This window comes from Streptomyces sp. NPDC102437 (assembly GCF_044765565.1).
In the GTDB taxonomy this organism is placed as follows: domain Bacteria; phylum Actinomycetota; class Actinomycetes; order Streptomycetales; family Streptomycetaceae; genus Streptomyces.
Genome location: NZ_JBIWKI010000001.1, coordinates 1 through 24,647, shown reverse-complemented (window position 1 = coordinate 24,647; position 24,647 = coordinate 1). Strand labels below are relative to the sequence as shown.

Annotated in this window: 18 protein-coding genes; 9 read left to right on the top strand and 9 right to left on the bottom strand. The window is 68.2% G+C overall.

Translation table 11 applies throughout. From position 1 onward, the window contains the following. Positions 1–36: 36 nt before the first annotated feature. Both ACIRJP_RS00090 and ACIRJP_RS00085 read left to right on the top strand, forming a co-directional pair. Positions 37–984 (top strand): RimK family alpha-L-glutamate ligase, encoded by a 948-nt coding sequence (locus ACIRJP_RS00090; protein ID WP_404166469.1) that lies wholly within the window; start codon positions 37–39, stop codon positions 982–984. Continuing rightward, positions 981–1,814 (top strand): RimK family alpha-L-glutamate ligase, encoded by an 834-nt coding sequence (locus ACIRJP_RS00085; protein WP_404166466.1) that lies wholly within the window; start codon positions 981–983, stop codon positions 1,812–1,814. The genes ACIRJP_RS00090 and ACIRJP_RS00085 overlap by 4 nt, the downstream gene beginning before the upstream one ends. Here ACIRJP_RS00085 and ACIRJP_RS00080 read toward each other — a convergent pair. Both ACIRJP_RS00080 and ACIRJP_RS00075 read right to left on the bottom strand, forming a co-directional pair. Continuing rightward, entirely contained in the window at positions 1,802–3,949 is a 2,148-nt protein-coding gene (locus ACIRJP_RS00080) for a UvrD-helicase domain-containing protein (protein ID WP_404166463.1), read from the bottom strand. The two genes, ACIRJP_RS00085 and ACIRJP_RS00080, sit on opposite strands and share 13 nt — an antisense overlap. 44 nt (positions 3,950–3,993) lie before the next feature. Further along, positions 3,994–5,586 (bottom strand): protein kinase, encoded by a 1,593-nt coding sequence (locus ACIRJP_RS00075; protein ID WP_404166460.1) that lies wholly within the window; start codon positions 5,584–5,586, stop codon positions 3,994–3,996. A 230-nt stretch (positions 5,587–5,816) separates the two neighbouring features. On the opposite strand from ACIRJP_RS00075, the gene ACIRJP_RS00070 reads away from it, so the two are divergent. From ACIRJP_RS00070 to ACIRJP_RS00055, 4 genes are read left to right on the top strand one after another with little or no spacing between them, the layout of a single operon-like run. After that, a complete protein-coding gene (locus ACIRJP_RS00070; protein ID WP_404166456.1) occupies positions 5,817–6,419 on the top strand; it encodes an AAA family ATPase in 603 nt (200 codons plus the stop codon). After that, positions 6,416–7,060: a guanylate kinase gene (locus ACIRJP_RS00065; protein ID WP_404166453.1), complete on the top strand. Its 645-nt coding sequence runs from the start codon at positions 6,416–6,418 to the stop codon at positions 7,058–7,060. The genes ACIRJP_RS00070 and ACIRJP_RS00065 overlap by 4 nt, the downstream gene beginning before the upstream one ends. 30 nt (positions 7,061–7,090) lie before the next feature. Next, positions 7,091–8,572, top strand: a complete 1,482-nt coding sequence (locus ACIRJP_RS00060) for a hypothetical protein (protein WP_404166450.1) — start codon at positions 7,091–7,093, stop codon at positions 8,570–8,572. Between the two features lie 35 nt (positions 8,573–8,607). After that, positions 8,608–9,456 carry an SDR family NAD(P)-dependent oxidoreductase gene (locus tag ACIRJP_RS00055; protein WP_404166447.1) on the top strand — a complete coding sequence of 283 codons (849 nt, stop codon included), beginning with the start codon at positions 8,608–8,610 and terminating at the stop codon, positions 9,454–9,456. A gap of 12 nt (positions 9,457–9,468) precedes the next feature. Here ACIRJP_RS00055 and ACIRJP_RS00050 read toward each other — a convergent pair whose 3' ends face one another. Continuing rightward, entirely contained in the window at positions 9,469–9,933 is a 465-nt protein-coding gene (locus ACIRJP_RS00050; RefSeq protein ID WP_404166444.1) for an ATP-binding protein, read from the bottom strand. Between the two features lie 110 nt (positions 9,934–10,043). Here ACIRJP_RS00050 and ACIRJP_RS00045 point away from each other — a divergent pair, with 110 nt between their 5' ends. Together ACIRJP_RS00045 and ACIRJP_RS00040 are read left to right on the top strand one after the other, a co-directional pair. Further along, entirely contained in the window at positions 10,044–10,910 is an 867-nt protein-coding gene (locus ACIRJP_RS00045) for a helix-turn-helix domain-containing protein (protein ID WP_404167595.1), read from the top strand. Beyond that, positions 10,907–11,107, top strand: coding sequence for a DUF397 domain-containing protein (locus tag ACIRJP_RS00040; protein WP_404166441.1), 201 nt, complete (start codon positions 10,907–10,909; stop codon positions 11,105–11,107). The genes ACIRJP_RS00045 and ACIRJP_RS00040 overlap by 4 nt, the downstream gene beginning before the upstream one ends. 72 nt (positions 11,108–11,179) lie before the next feature. On the opposite strand, the gene ACIRJP_RS00035 is transcribed toward ACIRJP_RS00040, so the two are convergent. From ACIRJP_RS00035 to ACIRJP_RS00020, 4 genes are all read right to left on the bottom strand, one after another. Then, complete coding sequence (locus tag ACIRJP_RS00035; RefSeq protein WP_404166438.1) at positions 11,180–14,359, bottom strand: type I restriction endonuclease subunit R; 3,180 nt, start codon at positions 14,357–14,359, stop codon at positions 11,180–11,182. Then, on the bottom strand, positions 14,356–15,636 hold the full coding sequence (locus tag ACIRJP_RS00030) for a restriction endonuclease subunit S (protein WP_404166435.1): 1,281 nt from the start codon (positions 15,634–15,636) through the stop codon (positions 14,356–14,358). Before ACIRJP_RS00030 ends, ACIRJP_RS00035 begins: the two co-directional genes overlap by 4 nt. Continuing rightward, on the bottom strand, positions 15,633–17,747 hold the full coding sequence (locus tag ACIRJP_RS00025) for an N-6 DNA methylase (protein WP_404166432.1): 2,115 nt from the start codon (positions 17,745–17,747) through the stop codon (positions 15,633–15,635). The genes ACIRJP_RS00030 and ACIRJP_RS00025 overlap by 4 nt, the downstream gene beginning before the upstream one ends. 89 nt (positions 17,748–17,836) lie before the next feature. Then, positions 17,837–20,014, bottom strand: coding sequence for an N-6 DNA methylase (locus tag ACIRJP_RS00020; protein ID WP_404166429.1), 2,178 nt, complete (start codon positions 20,012–20,014; stop codon positions 17,837–17,839). Positions 20,015–20,209: 195 nt separating this feature from the next. On the opposite strand from ACIRJP_RS00020, the gene ACIRJP_RS00015 reads away from it, so the two are divergent. Continuing rightward, entirely contained in the window at positions 20,210–21,436 is a 1,227-nt protein-coding gene (locus ACIRJP_RS00015; RefSeq protein ID WP_404166426.1) for a DNA sulfur modification protein DndB, read from the top strand. Between the two features lie 227 nt (positions 21,437–21,663). Here the strand turns inward: ACIRJP_RS00015 and ACIRJP_RS00010 are convergent, their stop codons facing one another. Together ACIRJP_RS00010 and ACIRJP_RS00005 are read right to left on the bottom strand one after the other, a co-directional pair. Next, positions 21,664–23,625, bottom strand: a complete 1,962-nt coding sequence (locus tag ACIRJP_RS00010; protein WP_404166424.1) for a DUF262 domain-containing protein — start codon at positions 23,623–23,625, stop codon at positions 21,664–21,666. Between the two features lie 167 nt (positions 23,626–23,792). Beyond that, positions 23,793–24,443: a class F sortase gene (locus tag ACIRJP_RS00005; protein WP_404166421.1), complete on the bottom strand. Its 651-nt coding sequence runs from the start codon at positions 24,441–24,443 to the stop codon at positions 23,793–23,795. Positions 24,444–24,647: the final 204 nt, after the last annotated feature.

Here is a 24,647-nt window from a genome sequence, read left to right as displayed (position 1 = left end):
GCCCCCGTCAGCCATGGGGCACCGAGGGGTTTTGGGATGAAGCTCTGCTTCCTCGTCGAAGAGCTGTACCGGCATGACGGCATGCCGCTCGACGTCGTCCGGCAACTGACGTCGTGGGGACACGAGGTGGACGTGGTGCGCCCCGGCGGCTCACTCCTGCGGATATCGGAGGAGGTGCGGGCGGGGACCCACGACGCCTGGGTACTCAAGACCGTGTCCGGCGGCCCCGGGCTCACCGTGCTGGAGGCCGCGGCGGCGGTGGGACTGACCACGGTGAACGATGCGCGGTCGATCCGCGCGGTACGTGACAAGGCCCTCGCCTCGGTCATCGCCCGGCAGCACGGGCTGCCGGTCCCGGTGACCTATTCGGCACCGCGGGCCACGCTCTTCGCGGACGTGCCCGAGGAACTCTTCCCCCTGGTGGTCAAGCCCGCGGACGGCAGCTCGGGGCGCGGGGTACGGCTCGTGTCGGAGCCGGGGCGGCTGGCGGACACGGAGCAGGCGGACGAGGGGCACCTCATCGCGCAGCCCTACGTGTCCAATGCGGGCTCCGACCTCAAGGTCTACTGTCTCGCGGGCGAGTTCCACGCGACCGTGCGCCGCTCCCCGCTCCACCCGGACGCGCCGGTAGACGAGAGAGCCGTCCCGCTGCCCGCCGAAGTGGCCGAGGCGGCGGCGAAGGTGGGAGCGGTCTTCGGCCTCGATCTCTACGGCATCGACGTGGTGCTCGGCCCGGACGGCCCCGTGATCGTCGACATCAACGACTTCCCGAGCTTCCGCCAGGTCCCGGACGCCGCATCCCGTCTGGCCGGTGCCGTTCTGGAGCTGGCCAGGACCGGCGGCAAGGACCGGAGGGGCGCGATCGCCCCCGCCCCGCGCGTTCCCGTGCAGCCGGAGATCCCCTACGGACGGCACCGTCCGCACCCCACCGCCGGCCCGGAAGCGGGCATGGTGGCCGCCGTACCGGAAGGCGCGCGGATATGAAGGTCTGTGTGCTGACCGACAAGCCGGGTCATCCGCTGCTCGTCGCGGCCGACGCCGTGCTGACCGGGGCGAAGCACCGGGTGACGTTCCTGAACCCGGACGCCGGAACGGGATCGCCGTCGCCACCGGTGGCCCCGGACGATCTCGCCGACGTCTACCTCCTCAAGGCCCGTACCCGCCGGGCACTCGCGCTGGCCCGTCTCCTCGAAGAGCTCGGCGCCCGGGTGGTGAACTCCGCTGCCGCGACGGAGCTGTGCCAGGACAGGAGCCGGATCGCGGCCCTCGCGGAAGACGCAGGCCTGCCGATGCCCCGCACATGGACACTGAACGCGCTGTCCGAAGCCCTCCGCGGACGGGAGCCGGCGGAGAGCGGCTATCCGCTCATGGTCAAGAGCCGCCACAGCCGCCGCGCGGACCTGGTAGCCCGCGTGGACGGCCCGGCCGGACTCCGGGCCCTTGCGGCGGAGTGGTCCGACGAGCCCGTCGTGCTGCAGGAGTTCATCGCGAACAGCGGCTGGGACCACAAGCTGTGGGTGATCGCGGGAGAGGTGTTCGCCGGGGTGCGCCCCGCGGCGGTGGGCGCAGCGCCGGACGGCGCGCGGTCCGCCCCGCTGATACGCGACCTGCCGCGGACCTGGACCCGGCTCGCCCTGCGCACGGGAGACGTCTTCGGCCTGGACGTCTACGGTGTCGACCTGCTGGACCGGGAGGGGGCGCCCGTGGTCGTCGACATCAACGCCTTCCCGGGCATCCGCGGCCCGGAGGGCGCCCCGGAGGCGTTGGCGGCGCTGGCGCTGCGGCACTCCGGCCCACGCGCCTACGAGGCCTGAGACACCCCGGCCTCCACCAGGAACTCGCTCGGGGTACCCGACCACGACACATGCAGCCCGTCTCGGGCCCGCGTGCATGCGACGAACAGCAGGCAGCGTTCCGCCAGCAGGTCCGATTCGTGCTGGAGCCGGTCGATGTCAGCCGGGGTCACCGCACGCGGGTACGGCAGCGCACCCTCACTCACGCCGATGACAGCGACGCACCGGAACTCCAGGCCTTTGAAGGAGTGCATCGTGCCGACCTGTACGGCGTCCGCGTCGGAGGGCGCATCGCCCCGCAGGCGTGCGGCAGGGATGCCCGCGGCCTTGAGCCGCTGCACCGCCTTGTCGCAGTTCCTGTTGAAGCGGGCGCTCACCCCGATCTCGCCCGGGGAGAGCCCGCTGTCGAGCCAGCTACGGACGCGTGCGACGAGTGCGTCCAGTTCGGCTTCTTCCGACTCCGCCCCGTACGCCTCGGGTCCCTTGCCGTGCAGGGCGGAGCGATAGCCCAGCAGGGTCTCGTTCGCGGAGTCGTCCGCCAGTTGCTCGAAGGGCCGGCCGACGAGCAGGGCGGTGGACCAGGAGAGGATTTCGTGCGTGGAGCGGTAGTTCTTGCGCATCTTCGCCGAACGGCCGGCCACCTTGATCCCGACGGCCTTCAGCGACACCTTCGAGTCGTAGATACGCTGATGGGGATCGCCCGCAATGAAGAGATCGTCGGGACGGGCCGGAGCCGCCGCACGCAACAGCCGCCACTGCGCGGGGTGCAGGTCCTGCGCCTCGTCGACAACCACGTGCCGGTAACGCGCCCCACCGGCCTCCAGTAGATCCGCTGCCTCTGCGCACGTGCCCAGGTAGGTGCGGAGCCCGTCGGCGCTGAGCCGGTCACTGAACTCCTCGATCGTGCGCCACACCAGCGCGCGGGCCGACGTGGGCAGCCCGCTGCCGCGTCCGCGCCGCTCACAGCCCTCGTACTCCTTGAGGGTCCGCAGATTCTGCGCGAGGATGACGTGCTTGTACTCCTGCCCGAGGAACTGAGCAGTGCCAGTGAACCCGGTGGCCTTCGCGGCCTGCGCCCACCGCGTTTCCTCCTCGCCGCCCCGGAGCGGCCGCCGCGAGGTGGACACGACGCGGCCGGCGAACGCGTCGACGGTCATGATGTCCACTCGGTCCCGCAGCGCTTCGTCCTCTACCAACGCGGCAAGCCCGGTCCGCAGCGCACCCACCAGAGCGTTGGTGTACGTGGTCAACAGAATGCGGTCGCCGTCGCGCAGGTACCCCAACAGATGGCGCACCCGGTGCAGCGCGACGACGGTCTTACCGGTTCCGGGGCCGCCGGTGACCTGCGCCGGCCCGGAGTACGACGCCCGATAGGCGACCTTGTGCTGGGAGGGGTGCAGAAAGACCCGCCAGGCCGCGAAAGGCTTGTCGAGGATGTCGCGCAGTTCCTCGGACGCGGTGACGAGTGCGATCCGGGTCCTGGTGCGGTGGATGGCGGTCGCGAAGTCGCCGGTGTCCACGGGGGTGGTGTCGGTGGATGTGGCGGAGAGACTGACGGACACCACGTCCCGCCACACCTCCTCCACGGTGAAGCCCGCCGCGAGATATTCGAGGACTTCACGCTGGTCCTGCGGGAAGTACGGTGCGAAGACCTCCAGCTGTTCGGGGTCGGTGAGGGCGCGGGCCTGGCGCAGGGTGGTTTCGTCGATGCCGAGCGCTGCCAGGTCCCCGTCGGACACCTTCGCGAACAGCCGTCGGTCGGGAGCCGGCGCGATGCTCTCGTACACAGGGGTGAGCTCGTCGAGCATCGCGATGTCGCGGACCTCGACGGCTCGGGTGACCGTGTTGATGCTGGCTTTCTGCTTGACGGCCCAGTCGATCGCCTTGTCGTGCGGCATCACGCGCAGCAGCACATAGGTGTCGCCGCTGTCGGGTGCGAGGACGACACCCCGCGTCCCCTGGTCGATCCGGATGGTCCGGATATGAGGATCACGGGCCCGCTTCAGGCTCTCCAATTTGAGCCCGGGATCCTTGAACAACTGGTCCAGAGTGAGGCGTTCGAACTTCTCCCACGCGTCGAACACCCCCTGCTTGACGCTGCCCTGGAGCTTGCCGAGCTGGGCGCAGAAACCGATGTCGAACGCGAGGTGGGGCATGGCACTGACTCTCCGGGAAGCGGACGGGACAGGGGAGACGGGGGTCAGGTGGCCGGACCGTCGAGATCGAGGCCTATCAGAGCCAGCGCCTCGCCGACCTCTTCGGTCATCTCGTCGCCGGGCCCGAAGACCAGACACAGGTCGTCATGCAACGGCCGAAGAATCCGATGGGCCTCGACCGCCTGCCCCTGGGCGAGCAGCAGCATCCCGATGTCGCGGCGCAGCTCGACGGCTTCCTCGCTGAGATCGCCGTCGACCGTTCGTACGACGTCGAGGAGGCCACGCAGCGCGGCGAGTGCGTCGGTGACCTGGCCGAGTTCGGCCCGGCATCGCGCGGCCTGGGCGCGGCAGGCGCGAGCGGGCTCGCCGGTGGGGCCGTCGGTGCGTGCGTAGGCGTCCGCCAGAGCGTCGAACTCGGGCAGAGCCGCCCGGTAGTCCCCGCCGAGCAGCTGGATCGCGGCCCGGCGGGTCCGCAGCTCCAGGACCTTCCGGCTCTCCGAACCGAGCGCGCGTGCGGCCGGCTCGATGATCTCTCCCAGCACCTCGGCGGCCTGCGCGAACCGCTCCTCGTCCAGGAGTGCGTCGGAGTGTGCGCACGCCTCGTCGATCTCCGCGCGCAACTGCGCGGGTACGGGTACGGGCGCGGCTTGTCCGGCAGCCGGGTCGGCGGCCACCGGCGCGGACCGGCCCGCACCCGCGCGGGCGCGGGGCGCGTACGGGTTGCGGAAGAGCCCGGTCGGGTCGGGCACCCCCGCCGGTCCGGCCTCGCCGGGCTTGGTCGTCCGGCCGGGCGGCGGCAGGAACGGCCGCAGCCGCTCGTACACCTCCTGCACATCGGCGGGCCGGGCCTCGGGCGCCTTGAGCAGCAGATGCAGGACGAGGTCCTCCAACTCCTGCGGCACCTCGGGACGCAGCACCCGCAGCGGGGTGGGAGCGGCGTTGACGTGCTGGTACATCACCATGTACTCGCTGTCCGCGGTGAACAGCAGGCGTCCGCCGAGCAGTTCGTGCAGCACGCAGCCGAGCGCGTACAGATCGGTCTGCGGAGTGGTCCGCCCGCCGCGCACCTGCTCGGGCGCCATGTACTGGTAGGTGCCGATGGGGGTGCCGGTCGCGGTCAGCTTGGTGACGTCGGTGCGCAGGATCGCCGCGATCCCGAAGTCGAGGACCTTCACCGTCCCGTCGCGGGCGACCAGGATGTTGCTGGGTTTGAGGTCGCGGTGGATGACCGGTACCTCGTGCGCGTACGACAGTACGGTGGCGACCTGCGCCGCCACCGCCACCGCCCAACTGACCGGAAGCAGCCGATCCGGGTGGATGTATGCGGACAGCGACACCCCGTCCACCAGCTCCATGACCAGGAACAGCCGCTCGTACGTGTCGTCGAGCACCGCGTCGTACACCTGGGGCACACCGGGGTGCTGGATCCGCGCGGTGATGCGGGCCTCTCGGCGGAAGCGCTTGGCGAACTCCTCCGCCAACTGCGGTGAGCCGCCGACGGCCTGCTGCCGGATCAGCTTCACGGCGACGGGCCGGTCGAGCACGGCGTCATAGCCGCGCCACACATCCCCCATGCCGCCGTTGTCGAGCGGCTCCAGAAGCTCGTACCGGCCCGCGATCGGCTGCTGTTGCGGCACGTTGCCCCCGTGTGTGCGTGCGCTGGCCGGTGTGCGCTGCCGCACCGGTTTCCGACATGTTGGAGGGTAAGTGTCCCTGGTAGGGCGATCTTCAGTCCACCTTTGGCGGCGCGGAGGCGCCCGGGGCGTCTCTTTCCGGTCACGTCGGTGCGGAAAGTTCGAGCACCACAACCCTCCATCCGCCTCTAAGCTGAGCTCAGTTGTTCAAAGTCGTCTCGGGGGCGGACAGAGTGATCACTGCGTCAGGCACGAGCACCATCACCCTCGCTCTAGTCGCCGGGTATGCCGGTTCGGGAAAGTCCGAGGCCGGCAAGCTGCTGGCGGCGGCGACGGGGTGGGCCATGCTCGACAAGGACACCATCAGCCGACCGATGACCGAGCGGCTGCTGCAGGCGCTGGGTGGTGACCCGGACGACCGCCACAGCCCCGCCTACCTGGAGCACGCCCGGCCGCTGGAGTACGAGTGCCTCATGAAGGCCGTCTGGGAAAACCTCGAGTGTGGAACCTCGGTGGTCGCCGTGGCACCCTTCCTGGCCGAGGCCGCCGACGCACAGTGGACGTCCCGGGTGGCACGCCGTTGCGGCAGGACGGGGGCACGCTTCGAGACGCTGTGGGTGGACAGCGACCTGGAATCGATGCGTGACCGGCTGATCTCGCGGAATGCCTCACGCGACACGTGGAAACTGACGCACTGGCCGGCGTACACGAGCGGCATCGATGTCGGCCTGAGGCCGGTGACATCTCACCACGTGATCGACAACCGCATCGGCGCCTCACGTCCTCTCGCAGAGCAGGTCGAGTCCATCGCGCAACGGCTTCTGGGGGACTCTTGAGCGCGGTCGTCCTGTACGGGCCGCCCACCGCCGGCAAGGACACGGTGACGGCAGCCCTCTGCTCCGCCGACTCACGGTTCCAGCCGGTCACCAAGCTCAAGCACGGCACGGGCCGGTCGGCCGGATACCGGTTCGTCACCGCCGAGGAACTCGACGACCTGCGGCGCCGGGGCAGAATCGCCGTGGCGACCCGTCGCTACGGCAACGTCTACGCCGTCGACCGCCTCTCCCTCACGCAGCCGCAAGAGCAGGGCCTGGTCCCGGTCACGCACATCGGCAACGTCACCGACATGCGCACGCTACTGGACCGGACTCCGGAAGCCTCATGGCTGCGCGTCCTCCTCTGGGTGCCCAGGAACGTGTGCCAGGAACGGTCCGGCGAGCGGGGAGACACCGACACACCGAAGCGCCTCGCCGCCTGGGACGAGACGGCTCAGGACGTTCTCGGATCCGATCTGCGCGACCTGTTCGATCTGGTGGTACGCACAGACCGTACGGATCCGGCCATGGCGGCCAAGCAGATCGCTTCCGCGCTCGTCGATTCACCGGATGTCTGCAGTACGGAAGAACTTCTCGCGGCTCTTGGACTCGGTCCGGGCGGAGACGGGGCCCACCGGAGCGCGACCACGCGCCGGGATTGAGTTCGCCGCCGCACACGTACAACGACGTCAATGGCCATAAGCAGCAGGGGGATGCCGGTGGGAGTTGTCCGGACGCTCGAAGACCTGGCGCGAATCGGTCGCCAGCGCACGGTCAGCGACCGCAGTGTGTATTTGCGCCAGGACGAGGTCACCACCGATCTACTGCTGGACACCGTCTCGGCCGACCGCGTCTCGCTCGATCGCGTCAGCATCGACGGTGCGCTGACCGTGCGGTCCTGCCACATCGACGAATTGGTCGTCGACCACGTGGAAGCGGACGCGCTCCTGGTGGTCAATTCCCGGATCGGTCGCCTGACGATCCGCAACGCATCGATGGGCTGTGAGGTCACGGTCATCGACACCTCGCTGGACTTCCTCGCCCTGCACTCGTGCGCGGCCACCCGGCTGGAGCGCCTCCGGGTGGAGGAGATCGTGCAGATCAATGCCCTGCGCGGGCCGGTGCAGATCAGCAACACGCGCGCGTCCTCGCTTGTCGTCCGCAGCCAGGCCACGGGCGGCCGCCTGGGACGGCCGCGCTTGGTGGTCCGGGGGCTGCGCGCCCGTGAGGACATCGCGTTCGACGACCTCTGGCTGTCCGCACTCGATCTCGACGAGGTCGAGACACCCGAGCTCACCCTGCAACGCGTGCGACTGGACGAGCCGTTACGAGCGAACGGGCTGCGTTGCAGCGAGACGGTGCGAGTGAACGGCCTGGTGATTCCCGCCGGGGACAGCACGATCAGCAACAGCACAGTCCGAGGCGCCGTGGAGGTACGCAACCTCGGTCTGTGCGAGAGCGCGCGCAGCGGGCAGAGCAACCCGACGGCCCACCTGACCTTTCACAACACGAATGTGGTGTCCCTGAGTTCGGAGTCTCAGGATGCCTCGGTGATCAGCCTGCACGGCTCCTCGGTGACGGGAACGCTCGGTCTCCCGTCCGGCGGCTCCCGGTACAGCCTCGACGAATCCTCCAGCGTCGGTGACATGGAGCTCGCCGGCCAGGTCTTCCGCAACGGCCGCCAGATCATTTCGTTCTTGGAGCGCTCCTTCACCGAAGTGACCAGCGTGGCGCTGGAGTCCGTTCGGTCCGCCCTGGTCAGAAGAAACCGGAACAGGGAGGTCGACGAGCTCTACTACCTGGCGCGGCAGCGCGAGGCGGCCGCTCTGCCGCCTCTACGGCGTGCCATCGGGCGGGGCATCCTCGGCGGCGTCCTCGGCTGGGGAGTGCGTGCGCGGAACCCGGCGCGTGTGTTGGCGGTGGGGGTATTCCTGACGGGCGTCGTGCTCCATCTGGCAGGCGCGGTGCGCGAACCGGGCCGCGGGCTGTTGCAAGTGACCGTTGCGGGGAAGGCATTCGTCCTGGCCCTCGCGCTGTGGATGAATGTCGGTACCGGCGTGCCATCGGAGCTCAAGACAGCCGAATGGTCCGCATTGGCGGTTTCGTTCACGGCCGCGGGAATGCTGTTCACCACACTCATCGTGGGCATCGTCATCCGCAAGTTGGTGCGCTGAGCGTCTCCTGGCAACAGGCTGACACAGTGGCACCCATGGAAGAGCGTGAAGAGCCCGAAGAGCGGGTGCCGACGGCACCGGCGGTCACGTATGGGCTGCGAGGCAAGTCGTTCCTGGTGACTGGCGGCAGCAGGGGACTGGGGTACGCGGTCGCTCGTTGCCTCGCAGCAGAGGGGGCATCCATCGCGATCTGCGGCCGGGATGCCGACACCCTTGCACGGGCCTCGCGCGAACTGCGGAGGGACTTCGACGCCCAAGTCCTCACGGGAGCTGTGGACATCCTGGCCGCGGACGAACTGGAGGACTTCACGCGGCAGGCCGGACGCGAACTGGGCGGTCTCGACGGCCTGGTTGCCAACATAGGCGGCAAGCGTGGCGGCGGTCTCCTCGACTCGACCCGCGAGGACTGGCAGGCGACCTGGGAGCTGAACGGCGGTCACGCAGTGCGTACCGTCCGATCGGCGCTGGGCAGCCTGCGTCCCGGGAGCTCGGTGGTGATCGTCGCCTCCATCTCCGGCTGGAAGCCGCGCTTTCCCGCCCAGTACGGCGCGGCCAAGGCGTCCGAAATCTACCTGGCCGGTGCCCTGTGCCAGGAACTCGCCCCGTACGGGGTCCGGGTCAACACCGTCAGCCCTGGTTCGATTCTTCTGCCGGGCAAGAGTTGGGACCGCCTGCGCCGGCGCGACCCCGAGGCATATGGGGCGTACGCGGAACGCAATCCCAGCGGGCGCCTGCTGAACGCCGAGGAGGTCGCCCGAGTTATCGCCTTCCTCCTCTCACCGGCCTCCGGAGCTGTGAACGGCGCCCACATTCCGGTTGACGGCGGTCAGCCCCAGGCTGGGCTGGGGACGGGTCCGAGCCGACAGGGCGGGGCGGCTACGTGAGTGGATGAGCGCCTACGGCAGTCCCACGGCCAGCACAGCCCACACCGTCTTGCCCGGTCCGTCTGCGCACGGATACCAGCCCCAGCGGTCCGCCAGCGCGGCCACCAGGAGCAGGCCGCGGCCCCCGTCGGAGGAGTCCGACGGGTCGGCGAGGGCAGGGACCCTCTCGCCGCGGGTGTCGGTGACTTCGACGCGGATGGTGGCGCCTTCGGCGGACAGCCGCAACCGGAAGTCGCGGCCGGGCACGAGGCCGTGACGTACGGCGTTGGCGCTCAGCTCGGCGACGATCAGCGTCAGTGCGTCGTGCGTGTCGCTGGCGTACGGAATGCCCCACGTGTCGAGTCGCTCACCGGCCAGGCGCCGGGCGAGACGGGCGCCACGCGGCGTGGAGCTGAAGCGCATCGAGAAGTGGTGCCAGGGAAACCGGGGTTGGTTGGTGCGAAGGGGGCGCACGGGGAGTGGTGAATTGCTGGTCATGGCTCCACGGTGCCGTTCGACGGCGTAGCGTGACCAGAGGTGACGCGCCGTCGCGGTCTGCTTGTACGCGGGGGCGTTCGGCGTGTACGTGCGTGGGACAGGCGGTGGCGATGGTGGACATGGGGGCACGCTCGGGGCCGGGCTCGGGTGCGGAGTCTGGGAAGCGGCCGGAGGACGAGCCGGGGGCCGGGGTGATGATCGCGTTCGGGCGGCAGTTGAAGCTGTTACGTCTGCGGGCGGGGCTGGACCGGACGGAGTTCGGTAACCGAGTGGGGTACGCGGCACAGTCCGTTGCGTCGTTCGAGCAGGGGCGACGAATTCCGCAGCCCGAGTTCATCGACAAGGCGGACGCGGTGCTGGACGCTGGGGGCTTGTTGATTGCGTTGAAGAAGGAGGTTGAGCGGGCGCAGTATCCGCCGTTCTTCCGGGACGCGGCACAGCTGGAGAAGAAGGCCGTGGAGCTGTGCGCGTATGACACACACATGGTCAAGGGGCTGTTGCAGACGGAGGAGTACATGCGTGCGGTACTCGCCATGCGTCGCCCGCTGCTGGACGAGGAAACCATCGAACTACGAGTGGCTGCACGCCTGGCGAGGCAAGAGATCTTCAGCCGCTGGCCTGCTCCTCTCCTGAGCTTCGTGATGGAGGAGTCAGTTCTGCGAAGGCCACTCGGAGGCAAGGACGTTCTGCGAGGGCAGCTCGAACAACTCCTTTTGCTGGGCCGGAACCGCAACGTAGAGATCCAAGTGATGCCGCTCGGCCGAGAGGACAACGCGGGCGTGGATGGCCCGTACACCGTGATCACTTGCAAAGGCGGGGAACAGTTCGTGTACATGGAGGTCCAGGGGCGCAGCAGCCTGCTTACTGATTGGGACGAGACACGGCTGTCCGCAGCGCGCTATGGGATCATCCGGAGTCAGGCTCTCACTCCGCGAGAGACTCTGGGATTCATCGAGAAGTTGCTGGGAGAACTATGAACACCACCGACGCTCCTGCTATGCGGGAGCTGACTTGGTTCAAGAGCAGCTACAGCGGGGCGGAGGGTGGCGACTGCGTGGAGTTCGCTGCTGCGGCCACGCACGTGCACATCCGCGACTCGAAGCAGGTCAACGGCCCCATGCTGACCGTCGGTCCGGGCGCGTGGGCCGGATTCATCGGCCTCGTCGCAGGCTGAGGCACACAACGCCAGGAGGGTCCCGCCGCGCCGCTCAGGCGTAACGGCGGGACCCTCCCGTGTGTGGCGGGGCTACTCGTCCACGCCCTCTTCGCGGCGGATCATCCGCCAGGCCGCGCGGCGTGCGCTGCGGTCCAGGCTGGACTTGAATCCCTTGTCGGGTCCGAAGTACTGCCGTCCCATGCCAGCGATCGTGTCGATGTGGTCGGCCATCTTGTCGGCGAAGACCTTGTCGAAGACCTTGCCGAAGTTGTCCTCGTCGTTGGCGACGGCTGCCAACCGGACCTTCTTGTCGGCCTTGGCCTCGTTGAAGGGCTGGATGACGTCCTGCTCGGTGAAGTCCGTGCCGAACTTGGCGTTGAACTTCTCGATCAGCTCCGACAGCAGCGACTTCTCGGCCTCCGCGGCGCCGCCCGCGCCCTCCCCGAACCCCTTGAGTTCTGCTGGGCCTTCGGGAGTGAGCGACTTGTCGTGCTCGCCGGTCTTTTCCACCCGAAGATGGCTGAGGTCGATCTCGCCTATGTCGACGCCACCGTCGGCGCGGCGCGGAAGCCGGTTGAGGAGGTAACGGCCGTAGAGGTGCAGCCGCTCCAGCTCCGCGTCGCGGTAGGGCACGATCTGGGCGAGGAACCCGTACTTGCGCACGTAGTCGTTCAGATCGGCGCGGAAGTCCTCGGCGGTCTCCACGTCGTCATCCTCCTCGCTCTCAAGGAGTGGCGTGAACCGGGCGATGGCGGGGGACAGCAGCCGGTACAACTCGGCGTGCAGCTTCTCCCACTTGGCCTGTGAACCGGCCGCCTTCTCCTTCGCCGCGAAGTACGCGGCTGCGAACTCGTCCATCTCCTGCTCGGAGATGATCGGCGCCGACATGACGCGGCTCTGCGCGGTGTAGAGCAGGTTCGGGTCGGAGGGGAGCGTCGTCGCCTCCTCGAAGTACGGGCGGAAGGCGTCCTGTATGTCCTGGGCGTCGTTGGTGAAGTCCAGGACGGCAAGATCGGCCTGGGACTTGCGGTCGGCGGTGCGGTTGAGACGGGAGAGCGTCTGCACGGCGGAGATGCCGGTCAGCTTCTTGTTGACGTACATGGTCGTCAGGAGCGGCTGATCGAAGCCGGTCTGGTACTTCTCCGCGACCACCAGGATCTTGTACTCCTGCTGCCCGCGCCCACCGGCCGCGACGGCCTTGTCGTCGGCACGGGTGTACGCGAACGCCTTCGGCAGCGCGCTCTCGGCGATTCCGCCGTTCTCCTTCGGCTCGGTCGTCTCCTCGTCGTCGATCGTGAGCGAGCCCGAGAACGCGACCAGAACTCCCAGATCCGGGTACTTGGTGTCGTACTCCTGGTCCTTGATGTAGCTCTTGATCGCCCGTGCCATCTGTACGGCGGACTGCCGTGAGGCCGTCACCACCATGGACTTGGCGCGGCCTCCGAGCCGACCGCGGGAGTGCGCGAGGAAGTGTTCGACGATCACCGTGGCGTGCTGCGAGACGGTGTGCTCGTGGGTCAGCGCGTACCGGGCGAGCAGGCTGTTGGCCTTGGACGGGTCCACCTCGCGCTCGTCCGGATTCTGGTTCACCAGCTTCCAGTACGTGTTGTACGTGACGTAGTTCCGCAGCGGATCGAGGATGAAGCCTTCCTCGATGGCCTGGCGCATGGAGTACGTGTGGAAGGGGCGGTAGACCGCCTTGCCATCCACGGTGTGTTCCGTGCCGAAGAGTTCGAGCGTCTTGGCCTTCGGGGTGGCGGTGAAGGCGAAGTAGGAGAGGTTCGCGGCCCGGGAGCGCGCGGTGGCTTTCTTCCTCAGCTTCTCGTCGACGGTGACGGTGGTTGTGCCCTGATCCGCCGAGTCGGAGTCCAGGCCGAGGTCACGGAGCACGGCCCGCACGTCCGTGGCGGCACCACCTGACTGCGAGGAGTGTGCCTCGTCCACGATGATTGCGAAGTTGGTGCCCTTGATCTCGGTCGGATGGCGCTGGATGTAGTCGATGAGGGCCGGGAACGAATGCAGGGTGACCGTGACGATCTTTCCGGCGTCGCGTGACAGGGCCTTGGCCAGCTGCTCGCTCTTCGCCCCGTTCCTCTCGTCGATCTTCACGACCAAGCCCTCGGTCTGCGAGAAGCTGCCGACGGTTTCGCGGAGTTGGGCGTCCAGGTTGCGGCGGTCGGTGATGACGATGACCTTGTCGAAGACGGGCGCGCCCGGCTTGAGGCGCCCCTTCTCCACGGCTTCCGGGTCGAGCACGCGCGGATCGGTGTCCGCGTGCAGATCGCTGAGGCGGTGGGCGAGCCAACCGATGGTGTTGGACTTGCCTGAGCCGGCCGAGGCCATGACGAGGTAGTTCTGGCCCACGCCGTGGGTTGCCGCGTGGGCGGTGAGCTTCTTGACCACGTCCCACTGGTGGAAGCGAGGGAAGATCGTCGACTTGGTGGTGCCGCCGCCGGGCGTCTTGGACTTCTTCTGGTGCACGTAGCGCTGGAGCAGGTCGAGCCAGTTGTCCCGTGCCCAGACCTGTTCCCACAGGTAGGAGGTGGCGTACGTGCCGTACGCGGTCGGGGCGGGGTTTCCGGCGCCACCGGGCTGGCCGGCACCGTTGGAGCCGGTGTTGAACGGGAGGAAGCGGGTGTTTTTTCCCCGGAGCTGCGTCGCCACGAAAACGAGGTCCGGGTCCACGGCGAAGTTCGCGACGACGCGGCGGGTGAAGATCAGCTCGGTCGGGTCGCGGTCGGTGCGGTACTGCTCCTTGGCGTCTTCGACGCCCTGCCGGGTAAGCGGGTTCTTCAACTCGGCCGTGGCGACCGGGATGCCGTTGAGGAACAGGGTCAGGTCGAGCCGGTTGTTCCAGTCGGCCTGCTTGGTCGCGTAGGAGAGTTCGCGTACAACGGTGAGGCGGTTGGCGCGGTAGCCGTCGAGAACGGAGTCGTCGGCGACCAGATTGGGCTTGAAGTAGGCCACGCGGAGGCGGACGCCCTGGTCCTTGACGCCGTTACGGAGAACGTTAAGCAGCCCCTCCTCGCTGATCGCCTTGTCGAGGCGCCGGGCGAAGCCGTGTTGGGCATCGTTGACATTGTTGCCGTAGACAGCGAGCAGTTCGTTCCACTCGTTGATCTGCGTCTCGCCGAGGAAGGTGAACAGCTCGTTGGTATCCAGCCCGAGGTCGGCCTGGTAGTCCTCGGGCTGCGCCTCACGCCAACCGCGCTCGGTCATCGCGGCGACGATCGCGTTCCCGAAGGCGGACTCGTTGTGGATGGGGCTCACGGGTGGACTCCGTCCGTTACGTTGCGGCCGCTGGCGGTGGAGACGTCGAACTGGCCGGTTACGGCGGCGGTGATTAGGGCTTGACGGCGCTCGGCGAGAAGGGCGTTGGAGGTCCGGATCATTTCCTGCATTTTCAAGCCCGGACTGACCTCGCGTTCAACGGCCTGGACGATTGCACGCTGTTCGTTTCGTGGAGGGACAGCAACACCGAGGGCCAGGAACGCATCTGGGTACAGGCGAAGTCTGGAGGACCAGACGCCCTTCGAGAAGCGAGTCATTTCGCAAACGTACTCAGGCGTCCTGTACAGGAGATCGAAGTACTCCGGTACGCCGTCGTCCGACGTGAATCGGTAGACGCCATAGGCCGGGCTCACGATGCCATCGTAATTAGATGCGCCGAGAGCACCCATCCACGCCCAAAGAGTGTTGATGACCAGATCGCCAGGACGGCAGATCTTGTAGCCGACGACGGATTCGGCTTCGAACATGTAGACGGTCTTTTCGCTACGAGGAGTGACTCCGGTCAGGTGTGAAACGGTGAGCAGTTCCTCGCTCCCGTCCACTGAGAGGTCGGTGATCTCGCGCAGAATGTTTTTATTGCGCGTGACTGTCCAGTGGGCTGGGACTGATCCGAGAGGATCGATTCCGCTATTGCGCATCGGAGTGTTGCTGTCCAAGCCTTTCAGGCATAGCTGACTGGTCAAGGCGACGCGGCGCTCGTCGATCAGGTCAGACACCTTATCTTTTGCCGCGACAAGTTTGCTGATGCGGGCGGTTTCGGCGTCGAGGAAGTCAGCGATGCGGCGCTGCTCCTCCAGCGGTGGAACGGGCAGTGAAACATCTGCCAAGGTGGAAGCATCGAATGCTGTCGAGCGCTCGCGGATGCCTTTCGCGAGAGTTCCGACGTAGCCGCTGATGGCCATCGTGCGCAGAGCATATGCGAGGAATCGGACGTCAGAAGAAGTAGATGGTGTGTAGGCGTGAACGACGGGTGAGGACTTACCGTCGGAGTCGGACACGCCGATTGCTCCTGCGAACCCGTCCATACCATGAACCACGAGGTCGCCGACGCGGATGCCCTGGTAGCCAATCTCATGAACAGCGTTGGTGAAGCCTTCTATGCGCCTGTTGTCGCGAAGGGTGACCTGGCCATCGCGGAAAGCGGTCACGATCCCATCACTGGGACGAACGTCGCGACGTTGACGGTGCAGTAGCCAGCGTGCCCGCTCAGAGGCCCACTCAGCAGGAATGTTTCCGAGCCCGGGCACACTGGTCATGCGGTGACCTCCCCGAGCAGTGCGCGGATCTCTGACTCAAGCTCTTTCAGCTCCGCGTCGATCTCCGCCAACGGCCGCGGCGGCTCGTACACGTAGAAGTGCCGCGTGAACGGAATCTCGTATCCCACCTTCGTCTTCGTGTGGTCGATCCATGCATCCGGAACGTGCGGGTGGACCTCCCGCTTCAAGTACTCCTCCACGTCCTCACCCAGCGGCACGTTCTCGAAGTCGCGCAGTTCGCTATCCGGTTCCGAAGCACCCTTGACGGTCTGGACCTCTCCCTCCGGGTCCCGTACCCCCACCGAGTCCCGCAGCGCCTTCGTGAACGGAGCCCCCGTCGGGCCCTGCACGCCGGCTTCCGCCATGGCGTTCCGTACCGCCACCTGAGCCTCGGACTTGGTCGCCCACTCCGAGCCCAGCAGTGGGCTCAAGGCGTTCCCGAGCACCTGGGCCTCGGCCTCCGCCAGCTTCCGGAACTGCGCCTCTTCCTCTTCCGTGAGCTTCCGCCGGGCCTTGGCCTTCGCCGCCAGCTCCGGCTCGCGCGGGAGGAAGCGCTCCTCCGCCCACTTCTGTACCGGCTTCGACGCGAGCAGCGCCCCCAGCGTCTCCTCCGTCAGTTCGAACCGCAGCTTCAACGGCCGTTCCACCGTGATCCGCTGGTAGCCGAACGCCGAGTTGTCGAAGACCTTCGCCTTGCCGTGCAGCGGGTGTTCCGCGTCCGCCGCGGCCGCCATCGCGTCCCCGTACAGACGGGTGATGTCGGCGATGTGGTTGGGCTTGCTGCCCGTCCCGTCGCCGAGCTCCTTGCGCTTGTCGCCGAGCGACTTGCGCATCTTCACCCACTGGTCGCGCGCGTCCAACAGCACGACCTTGCCCTTGTGCTGGGCGTCCTTGCGGTTGGTCAGGATCCAGAAGTAGGTCGAGATACCGGTGTTGTAGAAGAGCTGGTCCGGTAGGGCGACGATCGCCTCCAGCCAGTCGTTCTCCAGAATCCATCGGCGGATCTCCGACTCACCCGAGCCGGCCGCGCCCGTGAAGAGCGGGGAACCGTTGAAGACGATCGCGATACGCGAGCCGCCTCCGCCGTTCACGTTCACCGGCTTCATCTTCGAGATCATGTGCTGGAGGAAGAGGAGCGAGCCGTCGTTGATGCGGGGCAGGCCCGCGCCGAAGCGTCCTGAGTCGCCGAGGTTCTTGTACTCGTACTCGACCTCCTCCTTGACCTTCTTCCACTCCACGCCGAACGGCGGGTTGGCCAGCAGATAGTCGAACTTCTCTCTCGCGTGGCCGTCATCGGAGAAGGAGTTGCCGAAGGCGATGTTCTCCGGGTCCTGCCCCTTGATCATCAGGTCGGACCGGCAGATCGCCCACGACTCCGGGTTGAGCTCCTGCCCGTACACCTCCACCGTGGCGTCCGGGTTCAGGGCCTTGATGTGTTCCTCGGCCGCGCTGAGCATGCCGCCCGTGCCGCAGGCCGGGTCCATGACCGTGCGCACGACTCCGGGCAGGCTGAGCGCGTCGCCGTCCGGGGCGATCAGCAGGTTGACCATCAGCTTGATGACTTCACGCGGGGTGAAGTGCTCACCCGCGGTCTCGTTGGACTGCTCGGAGAAGCGGCGGATCAGCTCCTCGAAGATGTAGCCCATGTTGTGGTTGGGCACGACCTCGGGACGCAGATCCAGGTCGGTGAACTTGCCGATGACCTGGTACAGCAGGTTCGCGCCGTCGAGCCGCTTGATCTGCTGCGCGAATTCGTACTTCTCCAGGACCTCGCGGGCGTTGTCCGAGAAGGAACCGACATACCGCTGAAGGTTCGCCGCCGCGCTCTGCGGGTCGCCGACGATCTTCTTCAGGGTCAGGTCGCTCTTGTTGTAGAAGGAGTGGCCCGACGCCCGGCGCAGGAAGTGATCCGTGTCGATGTCCTGGCCCTCGAAGCGGGCGGCCGTCTCGGCGACCTTCTCGCGCGTCGGCTCCAGGACGCACTCCAGGCGGCGCAGCACCGTGAACGGAAGGATGACCTTTCCGTAGTCCGACTGCTTGTAATCGCCGCGCAGGAGGTCGGCGACGGACCAGGCATGGTTTGCCAGCTCCGTGTGCTTGCTGCTGTTCAAGGGATTCCCCGGTTTCCTTTCGGACCCGCCCACCCCAACCGGAGCGGGTTCGGACAAGTGTGATGGATGCGTGAAAGCGGTGGTGTCGTTCAGGCCGAATCGGACGGGGCGGAAGCCCCGGTGCCGGTCGACGACGGGACCAGCCCGCCCCCCGTCAGCCCGCTCGCCAACATCCGCGCCGTCTGCTCGGCGAGCTCAGTCGCGCGTCGCGCCTCCGCCCGCAGCTCGTGGACGCGGCGGAACGCCTCCCCGTACCGGCGTTGCTCCTCCAGCGGCAGCAGCGGTACGCGCAGCCGGCCCGGACTGATGTGCAGGATCGTGCTGCCGGTCGACGCACCGGCGAGGTTCTCCTCCGCGCCCAGGAAGCCCGCGAGGAACCACGGGTCGAGTCGTGCCGGATCGGGGCGGAAAAGGTGGACCTGGCGGCCGAGGAGTGCTCCCTCGTCCGACTTGCCCGCCACCCGGACCATCGGCCCGCTGCCGCCCGCGAGCGACCGGACGAGTACATCGCCCGCAGCGATCACCGGGGTGGAGTCCGGGCGCAGTCCGGACGGGTCGCCGGTCGGGCCCGTGTCGCGCGCGATGTCCTCGCCGGTCAGGACGGCGGTGGCGGTCGGTGCGGAAGGTGCGTCCTGCGGTTCCCTGGGTTCCTTCGCGTCGGGGGCCGTGCGCAGCAGCGTGAGCGCGCCGCCCCGTGCCAGGTCCGATGCCGTCGCCGTACGCCACTCCCGTGCCACCGGTCCGGCCGCCTGCCAGCCGACGTGACCCGCCGCTCTCCCCAGTGAATCCGCGGTGGCGACGAGGCGGCGGCGGCTGTCGTCCGCTTCCCGGGCGAGCTCCGCCGGTTCGATGTCGGTGCGGGAGACACGTACATGCCGGGCGGGCGACACGTCGATGAGGTCGCCGATGAGGTCGACCACCGGGACGGCGCGTGCGGTGCCGGGTTCGTCGGTGAACTCGTCCGGCGCATCCGTGAAGGCTGCCCACGCGGTGAGTACCCGGTCCGTCAGAGTCGTCCAGTCCAGGGAGGTCCGGCCGCCGCCCCGGGTGCCCCCGCGAGAACCGGCCTCCGTCGTGCCCCCGGCCCGCACCGTGCCGGGCTCCTCGGACGTATCGACGAAGAGCACGGATTTCCGCTCCGGGCCGCTCGGCTCCGGCCGTTGCAGAACCCAGATCTGCAGCCCTACGTGCAGTGGGGCCGCCGCTCCGGCCGGCAGGGCGACGACCGCGCGCAGGGCTCCGCTGCGTACCAGCTCCATTCGTACGCGGCGGCCCGATGCGCGGGAAGCTGTGGCGGGCGGAAGGACCAGGACGGCATGGCCGCCCGGTACGAGATGAGCGAGTGCGTGCTGGACCCAGGCCAGCTCGGACTCGGCGCGCGGTGGTACGCCGTACGCCCAGCGCGGGTCGTAGGCCAGCTCGTCGTGGCCCCAGTCCCGGTCGCCGTAGGGCGGGTTGCACAGGACGGCGTCGACGGCGAGCCCGCCGAAGGCGTCGGCGCGGAGACTGTCGCCGGTACGGACGGTCACCGTCGCGTCCGGGACGGTCAGCGTCAGGGCCACGGCGCTGCGCCGGGCCTGGACCGGCACGCTGTCCTGGCCGTACAACTCCGTCGCGCCACGCCCGGCGGCCGCCGTGAGCAGCGTTCCGCTGCCGCAGGCCGGGTCGAGAACCCGGGACAGCGGCCCCGGTACCAGCCGGGCCACGAGATCCGCGAGCGGGCCGGGGGTCCGGTAGGTGCCGCTGGTGGTGCCCTCCTCCAGCTCGCGTTCCGCGAGCACGCCCAGCGCCGCTTCGCCGCCCTCGTCGCGTACGCACCGGACCAGAGCCCGCAGCGCCGGGGCGTCATCGGCCGAGATGCGGGAGACCTCCGCACCGGGGACGGCGTCGGCGAGCGTCGAGACCGCGTCGTTCGCGCGGGCGGCGAGATCGGCGTCCGGCAATTCGGCCAGGGCCGTCAGCTCGTCCAGCGTGCGACGGGCGGTGGCGAGCACGAGGGGGAGGAGGCGCGCTGCCGCGCCACTGCCCTGCGGGTGCAGCCGCAGCGAGGTACGCAATTCCTCCAGCGGGCCGACTGCCGCGGTGTGACCCCGGGCGTCCAGCCAGGCGCGCACGGTCGGCAGGTCGTACAGCGGGCTGCTCTCGGTGCCTCCCGAAGGGGTGGGGAAGTCGTCGTGACGCCGGCGCCAGTTGCTGACAGTGGCGCGTGTGACCCCCGCGATGCGTGAGATCTCGGCGGCTGTCACCTGTGCGGATGGCTGTGGCATGGCGCGAGTCCTGAGCCTCTCGGTAGGGAGCTGTTAACAAACTACACCAGCCGTCAAATCTGGCAAGCTGTTTGACAGTGCTTTCACGGTAATGTTTATCTGGGGTTGCTTCCGGGTGGTGGCCGCCATCCGAACGACAAGCGATCCATGCGGCCTGCCTGTCCGCCGCCTCACCGATCCTTTGGGGGAACTGCCGTGCGTCTCACCATGCCGACCGCCGTCGTCGAGGGAACTCAGCTCACCGTCATGCCGTTCCGTGCGGACGCCGTGATCGGGACCATGTCCGTACCGACGCTCGTCCAGCTCGTGCCCTCGCCCCGCCGCGAGGAGGACACGAAAACGCTCAAGGCCGCGTCCGGCGCCGTGCGCCGTCACGCCGAACTGCGATCGCTCGTGCAGCGGGCGCTGAAGTCCACGCAGAAGGGGAAGAACGTCGGCTCGTACGCCGAGTACATCGCGGACGGCGTGAAGGGCGAGTTGGGAGCGGGCTGGTCCACCCCGCCGATCACCTTCTGGCACGCCGGGCCGCTCGCCGCGCTCAGTGACGAACTGCTGCCAGGCACCGGGCTGCGGACCCTGACCATCACGCCGGGCACGTCCGTGGTCGCCATCGACGGCGAGACGCAGACGACCGCATGGCACGAGCTGTACGACGACCCCGAGCGGTACGGGCTCACCTACGCCGAACTCGCCCAGGTGCGCGTGCCGTTCGAGCTGTACGTGGACCTGACCGTGGCCGATGCGCGGCAGATCTTCTACGACCGCAACGTGCAGGGCGTCGCCGTCGCGAAGAACCTGGCCATGTCCATGGACCAGCGGGACTTCGCCACCCGCCTCGCGCACCGTGTCGCCGACGCCGTCAAGATCGACGTCGACGGCAAGCTCGTGTCGTTCGCCAAGCTCGTCAACGCCAGCAAGCGGCAGGTCGGGAAGACCGATGCCGAGGTCATCACCCTGTCCGCGCTCCGGGCACTCGTGATCACGGCGATCTACGGGCGCGGCGGGCTGTCCCGCTCGGCGGAGACCGTGCAAGAGGACGAACTGCCCGCGGGGTCGAGCCCCGAGCAGGTCGAGCAGTGTGTCGTGCCGCTGCTGGCCCGTCTGATCGCCGACCGCAGCGAGCACTTCGTCTCGCGCAGCGCCCTCACCGCACCGGCCGTGCTCGCCGGACTCGGCATCGCCGTGCATCACACCGCGCCGTGGGCCGATCCAGTGAACGCCCTGGGCGCCGACGAACTGAACCGGCTGCTCTCCGACATCCAGTGGGAGCGCGAGGCCCGCTACTGGGACGGTGTGGCAGCGAAGTCGGGTGCCTCCGGGCGCCTCAACTTCAGCGGCGGTGTGAAGGACTCCGGCGGCCGGGTCGCCGACGCGATCCTCTACCCCGGTACCGAAGCCGGGCGCCGAATCCGCGGTCAGTAGACGCCACAACCGCGCCCGCCCGCTCCTCCGGCGACCGCCCGCTCCTCCAGGCCGCCGAACCGCAGCGGCGGCCCCGCACACCGGATCAACCCGGCCGCGTGACGCTCAACAAGGGCGAGTACTTCAAGACGAGCCGCTGCGTGGAACGGAGGACGACCGGCTGAGCGGGGCCCGCGTCGGCGGATGGAGCGGAATCGGGTGGCCGTGGAGACACACCCGTTGTCCGTTCAGTCCGCCGTCTGTTCGGCGCGCGTGTTGCCGATGAAGCGGCGCAGGGCGTCCGCGCTGTGGAACACCCGGTAGTCGCCGGCTTCCAGCGCGGCCTGCTCCTGGGGTGTGGTGTCCAAGGCGAGGACCACGGGGACGCCGACCTCCCCGTGGAGGCCCTGGGGCCAGTGGGCGGCGGCGACGGTGATGGCAACTCCCGTGCGGGGGTCGCTCACCTCGCTGTCCAGTTCGGGTGCCGCCAGGTCCGCCGCCGCGAGGTCCGACAGCAGAGCGGACAGGCCGGGGACGTCCTCGTCATCGTCCGAGCCGGTCACCGGCGCGGCCAACGACACGGTCGTGCGCGTGGTGTTGAGCGTGGCTGGCGCCTGGAGCTCCATCGGCGACGGGCCGTCGTGGAGGGCTTGGAGGAAGTCGTTGGCGGCGTCGGCGAGCAGCGCGCGGCGGGCGGCCTGGAAGTCCGGGTAGTTCTCGATCCGCCAGAGTTCCCGGTCCATGGGGATCCATTGCGTCGCGAGGGCACCCGGCATCCTGGTCTCGATCTCCTCCAGGTACTCCGCCGGATCCTTCGCCCCGATCCGCAGATTGGTGTCCTGGGTCAGGAAGCAGAAGTTGGCCACGGCGTTCACCTCGGCGCGGCTGTATCCGTGCTCGTACAAACGGGCCTTGGGGAAGATGTGGTGCACCTGGAGGGAGCTGAGGCGGCCCAGCATGCCGTCCCGCAGTGGCACGCCACTGACGAAGTCCTGGGCGCCGTACACCCGCGTCAGCAGGTAGAGGAGGGGATAGAAGCGGGAACCCATGCTGGAGCCGACGAAGTCGTCGGGACGGACCGTGAGCAGACCTCCCCGGCTGCGACGCAGCACATCGATCAGCTGCTCGACGCCACCGTCGTCGAGCGCCTGCAGGTCCTGGTTGAGAGCGGTCTCGGTTGCTCCGGTGTGGCGGCCCCACAGGAAACTGTGGACGTACCAGTGGAAGAGGCGGTCGCGTGTCATGGCATCCGGGAACCGGCCGCCATGATGGTGGAGCAGACGGCTCATCACCGGAAACGCGGCCCGGCCGTTCAGAACTCGCCCGTGGTCGAGGCCGAGACGTCCGCCGAGCGCGTTCAGGAGGTACGAGACGGAGTCGACGGTTTCCTTCAGACCGGTGCGGAACAGCGCCACATCGACGTCCGCGAGCTTTGAGAACTGTGCCTCGCCGGTGAGTACGGCATTCACGTTGCGCAGCAGCCAGTCGAGCTTGAAGTCGAATCCGGAGTCCGACCAGTTGTCCAACGCCTCGTTCATGGTGGGCCGCGCGGCGGGCCAGGCCGCGCAGATGGCGGCCAGCGCCAGGTCGCCCTTGGAGAGCTTGGTGCCGCCCGAGTTCACGCGGTTGAAGATGTCCACGACGACATCGATGGTCTTGTCCGCACCGGTCACCTCGTCGACGTGGACGGTGCGGTCCTTGATCTGAGTGATTCGGTTGAGCCGTTCGATGAACACGCCTTGCAACGCCGCGTCCCTGCCCGCGAGTTGGGTGATCGCCAGCAATTGGCTGCCCAGGCCGTCCTGGAACAGTGCCGAGACATCGACCCAGTGGGGATTGCCCTTCATCTTCCCCGGCGCGTAGAACTCGAAGGACTCCGACTCAAGGTTGAAGTGCAGACCGGTCAGTGTCGAGGGGTTACCCTCGAAGAAGCGGGGCGGCCGGCCGCGGGTCACTCCGTAAAGCGTTGTCACCCGCTGCTGGCCGTCCAGCAGGAGCTGAATGGTGCCGTCCTTGCCCGTCGTCCCACCCCGTGTGTCGGCGGTCTCGGCCTTGGTGCTCCAGGTGAGGAAGCCGCCGATCGGGTATCCGCGGTACAACGATTGGAAGAATCCCCGGACTTGGTCGCGGGTCCACACATAGCCGCGCTGGAACTCCGGCAGAGCGATGTCACCCGCGTCGACCTTGTCCAGGATCTGGGAGATCTGCATATCCGTAGCCCGCCTTCCGAACCCGGCGGATTCCCCCCACCGAGAACTGCACCTGATCTTTGGTAAAGCTAGCAGTCGGTGGGCTTGCGCGGGCCTGCTCCGGACGGCCGGGAGGGATGCCGCACGTGGTCGTCCGGTATTGCCGCTACGATTCCTCGACCCCGCTGTCAGCTCCGGTTCGCGTAGACGATGAGGTTGTCCACCGGGTGGCCCTGGGCGTCGAAGGCGCCGTCGCAGGTGATGAGGCGCAGGGTGCGTGTGCCGGTGGCACCGTAGACCTTCTCGGTCGGGAACGCCTTCTTGCTCACGGTCTCGGTGCCGGTGACCCGGAAGTGGAGTTCCGCGCCGCGGTTGTTGCGGACGGCTATGTCCGCGCCCTTGTCGATCTCCTTCAGATCGTGGAACACGGCCTTCCCGTAGCGGGTGTCGTTGTGTCCGATGATGACCGCGGCACCGGGCTCGCCGGGAGTGGCTCCGCCGGTGTACCAGCCGGCGGTCATGCCCTTCTCGGCGGGCGGGACTTCGACGGTGCCGTCCTGGTTGAGGCCGAGGGGCATCAGCTCGCTGTGGATGCCGAGCGACGGGATGCTGACGCTGACGGGGACGGCTGTCGAGGTGTGGGGGCGGTCGGGCTCGCTCGCTCCCTTCGTGCCGGTCTGCTTCGGGGCGTCGGGAGCGGTGCTCGCGGCGGTGCCGGGTGCGGCGGTGGGCGAGTCGTCCACCGCCCCGGCGGAGCAACCGGCGAGAAGGAGGCAGGCGAGCACCGGAAGCAGAGCGCGTCGGAGCGAGGGCGAGGATGAGGGTGAGGTAGGGGGCATGAGGGCTCCAGGGCCGGGCGGAGATGGGCAGTGGCGCCGCCCGGGAACGGACGGCGCCACGAAGTGAGGGCGGTCGGTCAGCCGTTGCGCTGCGCGGCCGAGCGGCGGCGCTTGTTCTTTATCTTCTGGCCGCTTGAAGTGCGGTGATGGTGAGTTCGCGTTTGACGGTCTTGCCCACGTCGTAGCGGGGCGCCGGACGGCGGT

Excerpts from the sequence above, each read along its gene's own strand:
- ACIRJP_RS00090 (WP_404166469.1), top strand. The coding sequence starts at position 37 with ATGAAGCTCTGCTTCCTCGTCGAAGAGCTGTACCGGCATGACGGCATG.
- ACIRJP_RS00085 (WP_404166466.1), top strand. The coding sequence starts at position 981 with ATGAAGGTCTGTGTGCTGACCGACAAGCCGGGTCATCCGCTGCTCGTC.
- ACIRJP_RS00080 (WP_404166463.1), bottom strand. The coding sequence starts at position 3,949 with ATGCCCCACCTCGCGTTCGACATCGGTTTCTGCGCCCAGCTCGGCAAG.
- ACIRJP_RS00060 (WP_404166450.1), top strand. The coding sequence starts at position 7,091 with ATGGCCATAAGCAGCAGGGGGATGCCGGTGGGAGTTGTCCGGACGCTC.
- ACIRJP_RS00055 (WP_404166447.1), top strand. The coding sequence starts at position 8,608 with ATGGAAGAGCGTGAAGAGCCCGAAGAGCGGGTGCCGACGGCACCGGCG.
- ACIRJP_RS00050 (WP_404166444.1), bottom strand. The coding sequence starts at position 9,933 with ATGACCAGCAATTCACCACTCCCCGTGCGCCCCCTTCGCACCAACCAA.
- ACIRJP_RS00045 (WP_404167595.1), top strand. The coding sequence starts at position 10,044 with ATGGTGGACATGGGGGCACGCTCGGGGCCGGGCTCGGGTGCGGAGTCT.
- ACIRJP_RS00040 (WP_404166441.1), top strand. The coding sequence starts at position 10,907 with ATGAACACCACCGACGCTCCTGCTATGCGGGAGCTGACTTGGTTCAAG.
- ACIRJP_RS00030 (WP_404166435.1), bottom strand. The coding sequence starts at position 15,636 with ATGACCAGTGTGCCCGGGCTCGGAAACATTCCTGCTGAGTGGGCCTCT.
- ACIRJP_RS00020 (WP_404166429.1), bottom strand. The coding sequence starts at position 20,014 with ATGCCACAGCCATCCGCACAGGTGACAGCCGCCGAGATCTCACGCATC.
- ACIRJP_RS00010 (WP_404166424.1), bottom strand. The coding sequence starts at position 23,625 with ATGCAGATCTCCCAGATCCTGGACAAGGTCGACGCGGGTGACATCGCT.
- ACIRJP_RS00005 (WP_404166421.1), bottom strand. The coding sequence starts at position 24,443 with ATGCCCCCTACCTCACCCTCATCCTCGCCCTCGCTCCGACGCGCTCTG.